Consider the following 16,558-nt stretch of genomic DNA (forward strand, 5'->3'; position numbering starts at 1 on the left):
CATGACGATGCGAATTTCGCCGCTGGCCTTGGCGCTGGCGGGGTTGGGGGCCGGTTGGGCGGGTGGCGTGCAGGCGCAGCTGGCCAACGACCTGACCATTGGCAACCCCAAGGCGATGGCCATGGCCAACGCCGTGACCGCCGACTCCACCGGGATCGACGCGGTGCACTACAACCCGGCGGCGCTGACCAAGCTCAAGGGCCGCCAGACCACGGTGAAGATGATCGCCGGGGTGATGGATATCCGCGCCGAGTTCGACGCACCGGAGGGCTACAACGTCATGGGCTTCACCGATGACCCCGTGGCCAACTCCAGCAGCCGCACTTTGACCCCGGCCATGTACCTGCCGGGCATGGGCGGCATGACCGACATGCCGCTGCTGGTGGCACCCCTGGCGGGCCTGTCGATCAACCCGCCGGGCTCCAAGTTCACCTTCGCCACCAACGTCTATGCACCCATGGCCCTGGGCTATTCGCGGGATTCGGACAGTGATCCGGGCCGCTACCAGGGGCGCGAAGTGGCGATCCAGCGCATCACCTATTTCTCGCCCTCCGTGGGTTACCAGGTGAACGACGAACTGGCGGTGGGTCTGTCGGTTGGCTTCTCCCATCAGGCCCTGGCGTTGAACGAGGACTTCCGTAACCCGAGCATGCTTACCGGGTTGGTGGGCTTGCTCAACAAGGTGCTCTGCGAGCCCGGGCTGGAAGAGATGATTGGCACGATCATCAACGTATGCGGTGGTCGATTCGGCCCCTTCGATACCCTGGCCAATATCGATCTGGACCTGCAGCAATCGCTGTCGCCCACCTGGAACATCGGCGTGCTCTGGGAGCCCACCGACTGGTTCGCCTGGGGCGCCACCTACCAGAGCGAGGCACGCATGCACCTCCAGGGCAAGTACCGGGTGGATTACTCCAAGGACTGGCAAGGGTTCTGGACCGGCTTCCAGGGCGCGATTTTCGGGCAGATCCTCAGCCCGCTTTTCCCTTACGGCAACGTCGACGAGGAAGTGGGCAATGCCAGCCTGACCATGACCTACCCCGACAACTTCTCCACCGGGATCAAGATCCGGCCCTTCGAGCGCTGGCAGTTCAACGCCGACCTGAAATGGAGCGGCTACAGCGACTGGAACGAGTTCGAGATCGAGTTCGACCGTGAGCTGGACGTGCTGCGCATCGCCAAGAACTTCGGCGGCGGCAAGGCCACGGCCACCACCCTGACCCTGGATCGCGGCTACCGCGACACCTGGAGCTGGGCCGTAGGCGCGCAGTACGACGTTACCGACCGCCTGGCCCTGCGCGCGGGCTACGAGTGGCGCCCCTCGGCCATCCCTGGCAACAAGGCCGACGTGCTGGCGCCCATCGGCGATGCCCAGCTCTATGGCCTGGGCCTGGGCTATCGCTGGGACAAGGACACCACCATCGACCTGGGCTTCAACTACTTCGTCACCACTCAAACCACCAAGGCCAACACCAGCTGCAACCTCAACTGCACCGGCATCGACAACCTGGTCTACAACCCCTATGCGGGCCAGGACGTGACGACCTCGGTGAAGGCCTACATCGTGGCCATGACCTACACGACGACTTTCTGATGAAGACCTGTGCCGCGCTTTTCCTCATCACCGCCCTGGCGATCCAGCCCCAGGTCCAGGCCGCCAGCGGGCGCTACCTGACCTGGATCGACGACAACGGTCGGGTGCACAACAGCTTCGTCGGCGAGCGCTACGGTGAACAGCAGCGCCAGGCGGCCCAGCGCATCAGCCGCAGCGACCTGGCGCGCCTGCAGGAGCAGGGCGCTACGGGCTGGCCGGGCAGCAACAGCGGTGGCGAGCAGAAGCGTCGCTACTTCACCTGGGTGGATGCCAGCGGCAACCTGCAGAACAGCTTCTACGCGGCAGGCCAGGTGCCGGCGGGGCAGCGCGACTACCTGCTGCCCAGCGGGGCACGCTCCACCGAGTACATCGACGCCGATGTGCTGGAGGGGCGCGGTTATTCGCGACCGGAGAACGGTGCGGGCTATTTCACCTGGGTGGACGAGCAGGGCCGTACCCACAACTCCAGGGTGCCGGCCAAGGGGGACGAACCCCAGGCGGAGGAGGGCGTCGGGCAACCGGTGGCCTACACCGAAAGCCGGCAGGTGGAGTTCGAGCGCAAGGCGGCCATCCTGCCGTCGCTGGACGGCCAGCCCAGCGAGGCGATGAAGGCCTTGCTGGAGGGCAGCGAGGAGCGGGACAAGTCGCTCTACCAGGGGCTGGTCGACCAATGCTGCGGGCAGTTGCCCGAGGGCGATTTCACCGAGCTTTCCGCCGAGGAGCCGCGCTACGAGGAACTCAACCGCTTCTCCCCCAGCTTCGCCTTCCCCATGGGGCGCAGCTACTACGCGGCCCTCAAGCTGCCGCGTTCCGGGCGCGCCTATGGCCTGCGCATTCGCAGCTTCGCCAATCGTCAGGTGGTCTACCCCTCGATCCTCTTCCTCGACGAGGCCAAGCGCCCGACGCGCCTGGTGAGCGACGCCGTCTACCAGCTGCATGGCGAGACCTGGTACCGCTACGCCTACATCGAAGGCACCGTGCAGGTCCGCGCCAACCAGGGCGAGCGCTACGCGCTGCTGCTCACCACCGACGAGGACCGCAGCCTCAACACCCTCGACAACAAACCCTTCAAGCGCCCGATGCAGGACCTGGCCGTCAGCGAGGCCGGCATGCAGGTGCACGAGCACGTGGACGAGGGCGCATTCGAGCTGGCGATCGTCAGGTAGTGGGGCTGAGGTGGATGGCGTAGGTCGGGTGCAACCCGACGAGCTCGCAGCGATGGGTTTCGCTCCGCTCGCGGAACGCCGCCCGACCCATCCTACGGACTACCCATCCCACGGATTGAGCACCTCTACCCCGAATCCCTGGCATGAAAAAGCCCGGCACATGGCCGGGCTTTTTTGTTGCCGCAGGGCGGATCAGAGTTCGGCGGGGTGCACGTGGCCGAACAGTTCCTGGGAGAAGCGCACGCGCTCCTCGGGCGTTTCCACGATGCCCTTTTCCTGCAGCTCGGCGATGCGGGCTTCCACCGCGTGGGCGCGATGGGTGAGGCCGCAGTCGTTGGCGATCTGGATGTTCAGGCCGGGGCGGGCGTTGAGCTCGAGGATCAGCGGGCCCTTCTCCTGGTCCAGCACCATGTCGACACCGATGTAGCCCAGGCCGCACAGCTCATAGCAACCGGCCGCCAGCTTCATGAAGCCGTCCCAGTTGGGCAGCTGCACGCCGTCCACCGCGTTGGTGGTGTCCGGGTGCTTGGCGATCTTGTTGTTCAGCCAGGTGCCGCGCAGGGTGACGCCGGTGGCCAGGTCCACACCCACGCCGATGGCGCCCTGGTGCAGGTTGGCCTTGCCGTTGGACTGGCGGGTGGGCAGGCGCAGCATCGCCATCACGGGGTAGCCCATGAGCACGATGATGCGGATGTCCGGCACGCCCTCGTAGCTGATGCTCTTGAAGATCTGGTCCGGGGTCACGCGGTACTCGATCAGCGCGCGGTCACGGTGCCCGCCGAGGGAATAGAGGCCGGTGAGGATCGAAGAGATCTGATGCTCGATCTCCTCGTGGCTGATGATCTTCCCGGAGACCGTCTTGTAACGGCCTTCGAAGCGGTCGGCGATCACCAGAATGCCGTCACCGCCGGCACCCTGGGCGGGCTTGATCACGAAATCGTTGCGCTCGCCGATGATCTCGTCGAGCTTGTCGATTTCCTTCTCGGTGGAAATGATCCCGTACATTTCCGGCACGTGGATGCCCGCCTCGATGGCGCGCATCTTGGTGATGATCTTGTCGTCGACGATCGGGTACAGGTGCCGTTTGTTGTACTTCAGCACGTAGTCCGCGTTGCGACGGTTGATGCCCATGATGCCTTTGGCTTCGAGGGCTTTCCACGTCTTGATCAGGCCGAACATGGCTCAGTCCTTCAGGAAGGCTTTGAAGCGGAACAGCTCCGTCAGGCGGTAGCCGCGGTAGCGACCCATCGCCAGCATGAAGCCCACCATGATCAGCAGCACGGCCGGGAAGGTGAAGATGAAGTAGGTCAGCTCCGGCACGGTCATCAGCAGGTGCGCCAGGGTGGCGGCGAACAGGGTGCCGATGGCGACCTTGAAGGCATGGCCACCGCCGCGCTCTTCCCAGGTGATGGACAGGCGTTCGATGGTCATGGTCAGGATCACCATCGGGAACAGCGCCACGGACAGGCCGCGCTCCAGGCCCAGCTTGTGGCTGAGCAGGCTTATGACCGCGATGAGGATCACCACAAACGTCAGCACCACCGATAGCCTGGGCAGCATCTGCAGCTTCAGGTGTTCGAGGTAGGACCGTAGTGACAGGCCCAATGCCGTGATGATGGTGAACAGCGCGATGCCGAAGCCCAGCTGCGTCTCGCGGAAGGCGAGGGCGATCAGCACCGGGGTGAAGGTACCCAGGGTCTGCAGGCCGCCGAGGTTGCGCAGGATCAGGATCACCAGCACACCGATGGGGATCATGATCATGATCTGGTAGGTCTGCTGTGTCTGCAGCGGCAGGCCGTAGAGCGAGTATTCGAGGAAGTCGGCGTCGGTGTTCTCGTCGGTCAGCTTGGCCAGGCGGATGGCGTTCATCTCGCTGTTGTTCAGGCTGAAGGTCACCTGGGCCTTCTTGCCGCCGTCGACGGTGATCAGGTTGTCGTCACCGGTCCACCACACCAGGCGGTCGGCGGGCAGGCCCTGCTCGCCGGTATCCGGGTTGAAGTACAGCCAGTTCTCGCCGTTGAAGCTGCGCAGCCAAAGCTCAGGGCTCTGCGGCTGGTCGGCGGCGAGGCGGATGGTGTGCACGCGTTCCATCGGGACGTGGGCGATGGACAGCAACAGCTCGATGGCCTTGGCCTTGTTCGAGGTGCTCTGGTCGCCGGCGAGCAGCAACTTGACGTTGTCGTCGTTCAGGTTGTTGGTGCGCTTGATGGTCTCGCTGATGAAGGTCTCGACGTCGGCCGAGTGCTGGCGGATGGGGGCCAGCAGGGCTTCGGCGGCGATCTTCTCGGCACCCTCGACCGGGATGCTGTCACGGAAGATCGGCCCCTTGTCCTTGGGCTTCTCGCCGCTGTAGCGCTTGGTCAGCACCAGGCGGTAGTAGAGGGTCTGGTTGCCGCTGGCGCGGCGGGCGGACCAGGTCACCTTGCGGTTGCCGTCCACGCGATTGATGCTCACGCCGTAGTTGTTGGAGATGAAGCTCTCGTTGAGGCTGACGTAATCCCGGTTCAGCGGCGGCACGAACATCTGCACCTTGATCGGGTCGCGCGGGCTGGCCTGGAATTCGACCTTGGCGTCGATGTTCCAGAGGTCGTCGGTCTCATCCTCGGTGATCGGGATGCCCTGAATGAAGATCTGGTAGGCCGTTATCAGAATGCCCAGGGTCACCAGCAGGGTGATCAGGACTTTCAGATGCAGGGTAAGAGAGCGCATGTGAGTTACTCGGCAGAGTTTGCGTCAGTGGCACAGCCGGGTTGGCCGGCAGCGTATTTAAGGCTCGGGTCGACCAGTGCATCGAAGCGCTTGAGCGCCTCGGAACCGATCAGAAGCGGGTATTGGAAAGCACTACGGTCGGTGAGGTTCACTTCGATCGTGCGCAGGGCGCTGCCCATGCAGATATCGAGTTCGATCACCGGGCGCGCGGTGTAGGTCTTGTCTTCATCCGGATCGTAGTCGCCGGCGCGGCGCTTGATCTTGCTGATACGTGCCAGCGGCCGCTCGATGGGGTGCGCATGGGCGTCGTCGATGGCCAGGTAGAAGCGCACCCAGGTCTCGCCATCACGCTTGAAGCGCTTGATGTCGCGGGCACTGAGGGAGGCTGTCTTGGCGCCGGTGTCGAGCTTGGCGGCGACCACCAGGTCGAGGCCGTCAAGACGGGCGTATTCGTTCAGGCCATAGATGGTCTTGTCGGCGGCGAGGCTGAGGCCTGGCAGTGCTAGCAGGCATATGAGCAATGCGAAGGGCTTGAGAGTCATGAGTCCTTGGGTAGCGTTCGAGATGCTGATGCCCGATGCCTGGCCTGATGGCCTCGGCGCCTGGCGTACGAGTCTAGCAGCGCCCCGCCAGGCGCATGAGCGGCGCATTCTAACACGCAGGTTTTCCGGGGCGACAGACGCTTATGGCGCTTTGTTAAGGCTGTGACGGGTTCAAATGAATTTTTTGCGATCTACGACGATTGTCGACAATGGCTGTGTTTTGGTTTGACTGAACTGCTTGTCGGCGTTAATTTTGCGGGGTGATTTTTCAATGTGTCGACAATCATGCTTGATGCAGCAGAAGCACCCGTCACCCAGGCCGAAGACTCGGAAACCCTCTCCGAGCACGTCTTCCGGCGCATCCAGGCGGCCATCGTCAAGGGCGAGATCGCGCCCGGCAGCAAAATCTCCGAGCCGGAGCTGGCTCGCGCCTATGGCATCAGCCGGGGCCCGCTGCGCGAGGCGATCCACCGTCTGGAAGGGCAGAAGCTGCTGGTTCGCGTGCCCCACGTCGGTGCGCGGGTGGTGTCCCTCAGCCATGCCGAGCTGATCGAACTCTACGAAATCCGCGAATCCCTCGAGGGCATGGCCTGCCGCCTCGCCGCCGAGCGCATGACCCAGGCGGAGATCGACGATCTGCGCGCCGTGCTGGAGACCCACGAGCGCGACGCTGCCTTCCAGGCCGGCGTCGGCTACTACCAGCAGGAAGGCGACTTCGACTTCCACTACCGGATCATCCAGGGCAGTGGCAACCAGACGCTGACCCGCATGCTCTGCGGCGAGCTCTACCAGCTCGTGCGCATGTACCGCCTGCAGTTTTCCAGCGTGCCCAACCGGCCGCGCCAGGCCTTCGCCGAGCACCACCGAATTCTCGATGCCATCGCCGACCGTGACGGCGAACTGGCCGAGCTGCTGATGCGCCGTCACATCGGTGCTTCCAAGCGCAACATCGAGCGCCACTACCAGGGCGCCGTCGCCAAACTCCCAAAAGATCAACGAGGTGAGTCATGAGTCAGAAATCCGCCGGCCTGCGCTTCCGCGACGCCATTGCCGAGGAAAGCCCGCTGCAGGTCATCGGCGCCATCAACGCCAACCATGCGCTGCTGGCCAAGCGCGCCGGCTACAAGGCCATCTACCTCTCCGGTGGCGGCGTGGCGGCGGGCTCCCTGGGCCTGCCGGACCTGGGCATCAATACTCTGGATGACGTGCTCACCGACGTGCGCCGCATCACCGACGTCTGCGACCTGCCGCTGCTGGTGGACATCGACACCGGCTTCGGCCCCAGCGCCTTCAACATAGAGCGCACCGTCAAGAACCTGATCAAGGCCGGCGCCGCCGCCGCCCACATCGAAGACCAGGTCGGCGCCAAGCGCTGCGGCCACCGTCCGGGCAAGGAGATCGTCTCCTGCGAGGAAATGGTCGACCGCGTGCGTGCCGCTGCCGACGCCAAGACCGACCCGGACTTCTTCCTCATCGCCCGCACCGACGCCATCCAGGCCGAAGGCGTGGACGCCGCCATCGAGCGCTGCCTGCGCTACGTGGAAGCCGGTGCCGACGGCATCTTCGCCGAGGCCGCCTATGACCTGCCGACCTACCAGCGCTTCGTCGACGCCCTGAAGGTGCCGGTGCTGGCCAACATCACCGAGTTCGGCGCGACCCCGCTGTTCACCCGCGATGAGCTGGCGTCGGTCGGCGTGGCCATCCAGCTCTACCCGCTGTCGGCCTTCCGTGCCGCCAACAAGGCCGCCGAAGCCGTCTACACCTCGATCCGCCAGAACGGCCACCAGAAGGACGTGATCGAGCTGATGCAGACCCGCGCGGAGCTGTACGACCGCATTGGCTACCACGCCTTCGAGCAGAAGCTCGATGCGCTGTTCGCCGCCGGCAAGAAATAAGCACTGCAAGGTAGGGATGTAGGGTGGGCCGGGCGGCGATCCGCTTCGGCCCACCGCATCAACTGAGCGCACCAGAATAAAAAGACTCGAGGAGATACCCGATGAGCACCACCGAAACCACCACTCCGGGCTTCAAGCCGAAGAAGTCCGTGGCCCTTTCCGGCACCGCCGCCGGCAACACCGCCCTGTGCACCGTCGGCCGCACCGGCAATGACCTGCACTACCGTGGCTATGACGTGCTGGACTTCGCCAACCGCTGCGAATTCGAAGAGATCGCCCACCTGCTGGTCCACGGCAAGCTGCCCAACGTGGCCGAGCTGGCCGGCTACAAGGCCAAGCTCAAGGCCCTGCGCGGCCTGCCGGCGGCGCTGAAAGCCGCCCTGGAACAACTGCCGCCGTCGGCCCACCCGATGGATGTGATGCGCACCGCCGTGTCGGTGCTCGGCTGTGTGTCGCCCGAGAAGGACGACCATAACCACCCCGGCGCCCGTGATATCGCCGACAAGCTGATGGCGTCCCTGGGCTCGGCCTTGCTGTACTGGTACCACTTCAGCCACAACGGCAAACGCATCGAGGTGGAAACCGACGATGACTCCATCGGCGGCCATTTCCTCCACCTGTTGCACGGCGAAAAGCCCCGCGAGTCCTGGGTGCGCGCCATGCATACCTCGCTGAACCTGTATGCCGAGCATGAATTCAACGCCTCCACCTTCACCTCGCGGGTGATCGCCGGCACCGGTTCCGACATGCATTCCTGCATCGCCGGCGCCATCGGCGCGCTGCGTGGCCCGAAACACGGTGGCGCCAACGAAGTGGCCTTCGAGATCCAGAAGCGCTACGACAACCCGGACGAAGCCGAGGCCGACATCCGCGCCCGCGTGGAGAAGAAGGAAGTGGTCATCGGCTTCGGCCACCCGGTCTACACCGTGGCCGACCCGCGCAACAAGGTGATCAAGGAAGTGGCGCGCGAGCTGTCCGCCGAGCAGGGCAACAGCAAGATGTTCGACATCGCCGAGCGCCTGGAAAGCGTGATGTGGGACATCAAGAAGATGTTCCCCAACCTCGATTGGTTCAGCGCCGTCAGCTACCACATGATGGGCGTGCCCACCGCCATGTTCACCCCGCTGTTCGTGATCGCCCGCACCTCGGGCTGGTCCAGCCACGTCATCGAGCAGCGCATCGACGGCAAGATCATCCGTCCGAGCGCCAACTACACAGGCCCCGAAGACCTGAAGTTCGTGCCGCTCAAGGACCGCCAATAACCAATCATGGAAAACACCATGAACGACACCGTGAATCGCCAACACCGCAAACGCCTGCCCGGCACTGCGCTGGATTACTTCGATGCCCCCGAGGCGGTCGAGGCGATCCAGGCCGGCGCCTGGGCCAAGCTCCCCTACACCTCCCGCGTACTGGCCGAGCAGCTGGTGCGCCGTTGTGAGCCGGAAGAGCTGGTCGCTGCCCTGGAGCAACTGGTCTACCGCAAGCGCGACCTGGACTTCCCCTGGTACCCGGCCCGCGTGGTCTGCCACGACATCCTCGGGCAGACCGCGCTGGTGGACCTGGCCGGCCTGCGTGACGCCATTGCCGAGCAGGGTGGTGATCCGTCCAAGGTCAACCCGGTGGTGCCGACCCAGCTGATCGTCGACCACTCCCTGGCCGTGGAGGCGGCGGGCTTCGACCCGGACGCCTTCGAGAAGAACCGCGCCATCGAGGACCGCCGCAACGAGGACCGCTTCCACTTCATCGACTGGACCAAGACCGCGTTCAAGAACGTCGATGTGATCCCTGCCGGCAACGGGATCATGCACCAGATCAACCTGGAGAAAATGAGCCCGGTGATCCAGGCGCGTGGCGGTATCGCGTTCCCCGACACCTGCGTCGGCACCGACTCGCACACCCCGCACGTGGATGCCCTGGGCGTGATCGCCATCGGCGTCGGCGGCCTGGAAGCCGAGACCGTGATGCTCGGCCACCCCTCGATGATGCGCCTGCCCGACATCGTCGGCGTGAAGCTCACCGGCCAGCGCAAGCCGGGCATCACCGCCACCGACATCGTCCTGGCGATCACCGAGTTCCTGCGCAAGGAACGCGTCGTGGGGGCCTACGTCGAATTCTTCGGGGAGGGTGCGGACAGCCTGTCCATCGGCGACCGCGCGACCATTTCCAACATGTGCCCGGAATACGGCGCCACCGCCTCGATGTTCTACATCGACGGCCAGACCATCGACTACCTCAAGCTCACCGGCCGCGAGCCCGAGCAGGTAGAGCTGGTGGAGAACTACGCCAAGACCCTCGGTCTGTGGAGCAGCGCGCTGAAAACCGCCGAGTACGAGCGCGTGCTGGAGTTCGACCTGGGCAGCGTCGTGCGCAACATGGCCGGCCCCAGCAACCCACACCGCCGCCTGCCGACCTCGGCACTGGCCGAGCGCGGCATCGCCGACGAAGCCAAGCTCGAAGCGGGCCGTGGCGAGGAAGCCCAGGGCCTGATGCCCGATGGCGCGGTGATCATCGCCGCCATCACCAGCTGCACCAACACCTCCAATCCGCGCAACGTCATCGCCGCCGGCCTGGTGGCGAAGAAGGCCAACGCGCTGGGCCTGCTGCGCAAGCCCTGGGTGAAGACCTCCTTCGCCCCTGGCTCCAAGGTCGCCAAGCTGTACCTGGAAGAAGCCGGGCTGCTGGCGGAGCTGGAGAAGCTCGGCTTCGGCATCGTCGCCTACGCCTGCACCACCTGTAATGGCATGTCCGGCGCGCTGGACCCGGTGATCCAGAAAGAGATCATCGACCGCGACCTGTACGCCACTGCCGTGCTCTCGGGTAACCGCAACTTCGACGGGCGCATCCACCCCTACGCCAAGCAGGCCTTCCTCGCCTCGCCGCCGCTGGTGGTGGCCTATGCCATCGCCGGCACCGTGCGCTTCGACATCGAGCAGGACCCGCTGGGCACCGATGCCCAGGGCAACCCGGTCACCCTGAAAGACCTGTGGCCGAGCGACGCGGAAATCGACGCCATAGTCGCGGCCTCGGTGAAGCCGGAGCAGTTCAAGCAGGTCTACATCCCGATGTTCGACCTGGGTAGCGTGGAAGAGGCGGAAAGCCCGCTGTACGACTGGCGTCCGATGTCCACCTACATCCGTCGCCCGCCTTACTGGGAAGGCGCGCTGGCCGGCGAGCGCACGCTCAAGGGCATGCTGCCGCTGGCGATCCTGCCGGACAACATCACCACCGATCACCTGTCGCCATCCAACGCCATCCTGCTGGACAGCGCCGCTGGCGAGTACCTGGCGAAAATGGGCCTGCCGGAGGAGGACTTCAACTCCTACGCCACCCACCGTGGCGACCACCTGACCGCCCAGCGCGCCACTTTCGCCAACCCGCAGCTGGTGAACGAAATGGTCGTGGTCGATGGCCAGGTGAAGAAGGGCTCGCTGGCGCGCGTCGAGCCGGAAGGCCAGGTGATGCGCATGTGGGAAGCCATCGAAACCTACATGAACCGCAAGCAGAACCTGATCATCGTCGCCGGTGCCGACTACGGCCAGGGCTCGTCCCGTGACTGGGCGGCCAAGGGCGTACGCCTGGCGGGCGTGGAAGTGATCGTCGCCGAGGGCTTCGAGCGCATCCACCGCACCAACCTGGTGGGCATGGGCGTGCTGCCGGTGGAGTTCAAGCCGGGCACCACGCGCCTGACCCTGGGCCTGGACGGCACCGAGACCTACGACATCAAGGGTGACGTTTCGCCGCGCTGCGACCTGACCCTGGTGGTCAACCGCCGCAACGGCGAGGTGGTCGAGGTACCGGTGACCTGCCGCCTGGACACCGCCGCCGATGTCAGCGTGTACAAGGCCGGCGGCGTGCTGCAGCGCTTCGCCAAGGACTTCCTCAAGGCGACCGCGGCCTGACGGGAACGCGGGGTGGGCGAGGCGATGCCCCCTGGGTATCGCTTCGCCCGACCCAACCTGCACAGCGCGTGCGGCCCTTGGGCCGCGTTGAGCGCGGCGATACCCAACAGATTCCAGGATGACGAAGCCATGGCTCATCTACCCCAAGTGAAAGTCCCCGCCACCTACATCCGTGGCGGCACCAGCAAGGGCGTGTTCTTCCGCCTGCAGGACCTGCCCGAGCCCTGCCAGGTACCGGGTGCGGCCCGTGACCGGCTGTTCATGCGGGTGATCGGCAGCCCCGATCCCTATGCCGCGCACATCGACGGCATGGGCGGCGCCACCTCCAGCACCAGCAAATGCGTGATCCTGTCGAAGAGCAGCCAGCCCGGCCACGATGTCGACTACCTCTACGGCCAGGTCTCCATCGACAAGGCCTTCGTCGACTGGAGCGGCAACTGCGGCAATCTGTCCACGGCGGCGGGCGCCTTCGCCATTCACGCCGGGCTGGTCGACCCGTCGCGCATTCCGGATAACGGCACCTGCGTGGTGCGCATCTGGCAGGCGAATATCCAGAAAACCATCATCGCCCACGTGCCGGTCACCAACGGCCAGGTGCAGGAAACCGGCGACTTCGAGCTGGACGGGGTGACCTTCCCGGCGGCGGAGATCGTGCTGGAGTTCCTCGACCCGTCGGATGACGGCGAGGAGGGCGGCTCGATGTTCCCCACCGGCAATCTGGTGGATGACCTCGAGGTGCCGGGTGTCGGCACCTTCAAGGCGACCATGATCACTGCCGGCATCCCGACCATATTCGTCAACGCCCAGGACATCGGCTACACCGGTGCCGAGCTGCGCGAAGCGATCAATGGCGACCCCGAACAGCTGGCGCGTTTCGAGAAACTGCGCATCGCCGGTGCCCTGCGCATGGGCCTGATCAAGACACCGGAGGAAGCCGCGACCCGCCAGCACACGCCGAAGATCGCCTTCGTCGCGCCGGCGAAGAACTACGTCACCTCCAGTGGCAAGGAAGTACAGGCCGGCGACATCGACCTGCTGGTGCGCGCGCTGTCCATGGGCAAGTTGCACCACGCGATGATGGGCACTGCCGCCGTCGCCATCGGCACGGCGGCCGCCATTCCCGGCACCCTGGTCAACCTCGCGGCCGGCGGCGGTGAGCGCAGCGCCGTGCGCTTCGGCCACCCCTCCGGCACCCTGCGCGTGGGCGCCGAAGCCCGCCAGGTGGACGGCCAGTGGCAGGTGACCAAGGCGATCATGAGCCGCAGTGCGCGGATATTGATGGAGGGAGTAGTAAGAGTTCCGGGGGAGGCGCTCTAGAGCATTAGCTTGAAGCTGGAAGCCTGAAGCTTGAAGTCGAATGCTTTCCCGCTTCCCGCTTCCAGCTTCCAGCTAAAAGACTTACTTGAGCCTCCGCTCCACGCCTTTCTCCACGAGAATCTTCGCTGAGATCTCTTCCACCGAGAAATGGGTGGAGTTGATGTAGGCGATGTTTTCGCGGCGGAACAGGTTTTCCACTTCGCGGACCTCGAACTCGCACTGGGCGAAGCTGGCGTAGCGGCTGTTGGGCTTGCGCTCGTGGCGGATCGCGGTGAGGCGGTCCGGGTCGATGGTCAGGCCAAATAGCTTGTCCTTGTACTTCTTCAGGGCGGCCGGCAGTTGCAGGCGCTCCATGTCCTCTTCGGTCAGCGGATAGTTTGCGGCACGAATTCCGTATTGCATTGCCATATACAGGCAGGTGGGCGTTTTGCCGCAGCGGGACACGCCGACGAGAATCAGGTCGGCCTTGTCGTAGTAATGGGTGCGGGCGCCGTCGTCGTTGTCGAGGGCGAAGTTCACCGCCTCGATGCGCTCCATGTAATTGGCGCTGTGGGCGATGGAATGCGACTTGCCCACCGAGTAGGAAGAATGCGACGTAAGTTCCTGTTCCAGCGGGGAAAGGAAGGTCGAGAAGATGTCGATCATGAACCCGTTGGACGTCGCGAGAATGTCACGGATTTCCTGGTTGACGATGGTGTCGAAGATGATGGGCCGGGCCCCGTCTGCCTCGGCAGCTATATTGATTTGCTGTACCATGGCGCGCGCTTTTTCGACGCTGTCTATATAAGGCCGCGTGAGCTTCGCGAAGGTAATGGTCTCGAACTGCGCCAACAGGCTCTGCCCGAGGGTTTCAGCGGTTATGCCGGTACCGTCGGAGATGAAAAAAGCGGTTCGTTTCATGCGCCAAAGGCCTTAAGTCGGGATCGATTCTTGGCTATCATAGGCCCGTTTTTGCTGGCCCATCGCCGGCCTGCATTGTGACTTATTTTTCCGGCCTCGCGCCAGAACGCTGCGGACCACTCCGCATGAGCTTATCCAACAGATAGTGGAGATTCCCCTTGGTAGAGTACGTAGTTTCCCTCGATAAGCTCGGCGTCCATGATGTTGAGCATGTGGGGGGCAAGAACGCATCCCTCGGCGAGATGATCAGCAATCTGGCCGGCGCCGGGGTATCCGTTCCCGGTGGTTTCGCCACTACTGCGCAGGCCTATCGCGACTTCCTCGAACAGAGTGGCCTCAACGACAAGATCCACGCCGCGCTGGACGCCCTTGACGTCGATGACGTCGCCGCCCTGGCCAAGACCGGCGCGCAGATCCGCCAGTGGGTGATGGACGCCGAATTCCCGCAGCGCCTCGATGCCGAGATCCGCAGCGCCTTCGCCGCCATGGCCGGTGGCAACGACAACATGGCCGTGGCCGTGCGTTCCTCCGCCACTGCCGAAGACCTGCCGGACGCCTCCTTCGCCGGCCAGCAAGAGACCTTCCTCAACATCCGTGGCGTGGACAACGTGATCCGCGCGGCCAAGGAAGTCTTCGCCTCCCTCTTCAACGACCGTGCCATCGCCTACCGCGTGCACCAGGGCTTCGACCACAAACTGGTCGCCCTGTCCGCCGGCGTGCAGCGCATGGTGCGTTCGGAAACCGGCACCGCCGGCGTGCTGTTCACCCTGGACACCGAATCCGGTTTCCGTGACGTGGTGTTCATCACCGGCGCCTACGGCCTCGGCGAGACCGTGGTGCAGGGTGCGGTGAACCCCGACGAGTTCTACGTGCACAAGCACACCCTGGAAGCCGGCCGCCCTGCGATCCTGCGTCGCAACCTGGGCAGCAAGGCGATCAAGATGATCTACGGCGACGAAGCCAAGGCCGGCAAGTCGGTGAAAACCGTCGATGTCGACCGTGCCGACCGCGCCCGCTTCTGCATCACCGATGCCGAAGTCACCGAGCTGGCCAAGCAGGCCCTGATCATCGAAAAACACTACGGCCGCCCGATGGACATCGAGTGGGCCAAGGACGGCGACGACGGCAAGCTGTACATCGTGCAGGCCCGCCCCGAGACCGTGAAGAGCCGTGCCAGCGTTACCGTGATGGAGCGCTACCTGCTGAAGGAAAAGGGCACCGTCCTGGTAGAAGGCCGTGCCATTGGCCAGCGCATCGGCGCCGGCCCGGTGAAGGTGATCCACGACGTTTCCGAAATGGACAAGGTCCAGCCGGGCGACGTGCTGGTCTCCGACATGACCGACCCGGACTGGGAGCCGGTGATGAAGCGCGCCAGCGCCATCGTCACCAACCGTGGCGGCCGTACCTGCCACGCCGCGATCATCGCCCGTGAGCTGGGCATCCCGGCTGTAGTCGGCTGCGGCAACGCCACCCAGGTGCTGAAGGACGGCATGGGCGTGACCGTTTCCTGCGCCGAGGGCGATACCGGCTTCATTTTCGAAGGCGAGCTGGGCTTCGACATCCGCAAGAACTCGGTCGACGCCATGCCCGAGCTGCCGTTCAAGATCATGATGAACGTCGGCAACCCGGACCGCGCCTTCGACTTCGCCCAGCTGCCCAACGAAGGCGTAGGCCTGGCGCGCCTGGAATTCATCATCAACCGCATGATCGGCGTGCACCCCAAGGCGCTGCTGAACTTTGCCGGCCTGCCCGCCGAGATCAAGGACAGCGTCGAGAAGCGCATCGCCGGCTACGACGACCCGGTCGGCTTCTACGTCGAGAAGCTGGTCGAGGGCATCAGCACCCTGGCCGCGGCCTTCTGGCCGAAAAAGGTCATCGTGCGCCTGTCGGACTTCAAGTCCAACGAGTACGCCAACCTGATCGGCGGCAAGCTCTACGAGCCGGAAGAAGAGAACCCGATGCTCGGCTTCCGTGGCGCCTCGCGCTACATCAGCGAATCCTTCCGTGACTGCTTCGAGCTGGAATGCCGTGCGCTGAAGAAAGTGCGCAACGACATGGGCCTGACCAACGTCGAGATCATGGTGCCCTTCGTCCGTACCCTGGGCGAAGCCAGCCAGGTGGTCGATCTGCTGGCCAGCAACGGCCTGAAGCGCGGCGAGAACGGCCTCAAGGTCATCATGATGTGCGAGCTGCCGTCCAACGCCCTGCTGGCCGACGAGTTCCTCGAATTCTTCGACGGCTTCTCCATCGGCTCCAACGACCTGACCCAGCTGACCCTGGGCCTGGACCGTGACTCCGGCATCGTCGCCCACCTGTTCGACGAGCGTAATCCGGCGGTCAAGAAGCTGCTGGCCAATGCCATTGCCGCGTGCAACAAGGCCGGCAAGTACATCGGCATTTGCGGCCAGGGCCCGTCTGACCACCCGGACCTGGCCAAGTGGCTCATGGAGCAGGGCATCGAGAGCGTGTCGCTGAACCCCGACTCGGTACTCGACACCTGGTTCTTCCTGGCCGAAGGCCAGGCGTGATCCTC

The 16,558-nt window shown here is 64.5% G+C and carries 12 protein-coding genes; 8 read left to right on the forward strand and 4 right to left on the reverse strand.

The features are described 5' to 3' along the window. The first annotated feature begins 1 nt into the window (after window position 1). Window positions 2-1,594, forward strand: coding sequence for an outer membrane protein transport protein (locus tag ACXI0U_RS06885; protein ID WP_263403371.1), 1,593 nt, complete (start codon window positions 2-4; stop codon window positions 1,592-1,594). Then, window positions 1,594-2,760, forward strand: coding sequence for a MalM family protein (locus ACXI0U_RS06890; protein ID WP_374980397.1), 1,167 nt, complete (start codon window positions 1,594-1,596; stop codon window positions 2,758-2,760). The genes ACXI0U_RS06885 and ACXI0U_RS06890 overlap by 1 nt, the downstream gene beginning before the upstream one ends. 192 nt (window positions 2,761-2,952) lie before the next feature. On the opposite strand, the gene ACXI0U_RS06895 is transcribed toward ACXI0U_RS06890, so the two are convergent. From ACXI0U_RS06895 to rloA, 3 genes are read right to left on the reverse strand one after another with little or no spacing between them, the layout of a single operon-like run. Further along, window positions 2,953-3,939: an alpha-L-glutamate ligase-like protein gene (locus tag ACXI0U_RS06895; protein WP_043243282.1), complete on the reverse strand. Its 987-nt coding sequence runs from the start codon at window positions 3,937-3,939 to the stop codon at window positions 2,953-2,955. Between the two features lie 3 nt (window positions 3,940-3,942). Then, entirely contained in the window at window positions 3,943-5,469 is a 1,527-nt protein-coding gene (gene rloB, locus ACXI0U_RS06900; protein ID WP_021220327.1) for an osmotic stress tolerance membrane protein RloB, read from the reverse strand. Window positions 5,470-5,474: 5 nt separating this feature from the next. Beyond that, a complete protein-coding gene (gene rloA, locus ACXI0U_RS06905) occupies window positions 5,475-6,011 on the reverse strand; it encodes a retropepsin-like aspartic peptidase RloA (protein WP_021220326.1) in 537 nt (178 codons plus the stop codon). 285 nt (window positions 6,012-6,296) lie between these two features. Between rloA and ACXI0U_RS06910 the strand changes: the two genes are divergently transcribed. From ACXI0U_RS06910 to prpF, 5 genes are all read left to right on the forward strand, one after another. Then, window positions 6,297-7,022, forward strand: coding sequence for a GntR family transcriptional regulator (locus tag ACXI0U_RS06910; protein WP_374980398.1), 726 nt, complete (start codon window positions 6,297-6,299; stop codon window positions 7,020-7,022). Continuing rightward, complete coding sequence (gene prpB / locus ACXI0U_RS06915) at window positions 7,019-7,906, forward strand: methylisocitrate lyase (protein WP_021220324.1); 888 nt, start codon at window positions 7,019-7,021, stop codon at window positions 7,904-7,906. Before ACXI0U_RS06910 ends, prpB begins: the two co-directional genes overlap by 4 nt. A 101-nt stretch (window positions 7,907-8,007) precedes the next feature. Further along, complete coding sequence (gene prpC, locus ACXI0U_RS06920) at window positions 8,008-9,168, forward strand: bifunctional 2-methylcitrate synthase/citrate synthase (protein ID WP_374980399.1); 1,161 nt, start codon at window positions 8,008-8,010, stop codon at window positions 9,166-9,168. 30 nt (window positions 9,169-9,198) lie between these two features. Further along, complete coding sequence (gene acnD / locus ACXI0U_RS06925) at window positions 9,199-11,808, forward strand: Fe/S-dependent 2-methylisocitrate dehydratase AcnD (protein ID WP_479550034.1); 2,610 nt, start codon at window positions 9,199-9,201, stop codon at window positions 11,806-11,808. Between the two features lie 129 nt (window positions 11,809-11,937). Further along, the gene (gene prpF / locus ACXI0U_RS06930) at window positions 11,938-13,125 is read left to right on the forward strand and encodes a 2-methylaconitate cis-trans isomerase PrpF (protein WP_431483944.1); all 1,188 of its coding nucleotides are present in this window, start codon (window positions 11,938-11,940) and stop codon (window positions 13,123-13,125) included. An 81-nt stretch (window positions 13,126-13,206) separates the two neighbouring features. Here the strand turns inward: prpF and ppsR are convergent, their stop codons facing one another. Then, a complete protein-coding gene (gene ppsR, locus ACXI0U_RS06935) occupies window positions 13,207-14,025 on the reverse strand; it encodes a posphoenolpyruvate synthetase regulatory kinase/phosphorylase PpsR (protein ID WP_043243287.1) in 819 nt (272 codons plus the stop codon). 158 nt (window positions 14,026-14,183) lie between these two features. On the opposite strand from ppsR, the gene ppsA reads away from it, so the two are divergent. Further along, window positions 14,184-16,553: a phosphoenolpyruvate synthase gene (ppsA, locus tag ACXI0U_RS06940; RefSeq protein ID WP_031288051.1), complete on the forward strand. Its 2,370-nt coding sequence runs from the start codon at window positions 14,184-14,186 to the stop codon at window positions 16,551-16,553. The last annotated feature ends 5 nt before the right edge of the window (window positions 16,554-16,558 follow it).

This window comes from Pseudomonas sp. C9D1 (assembly GCF_056491235.1).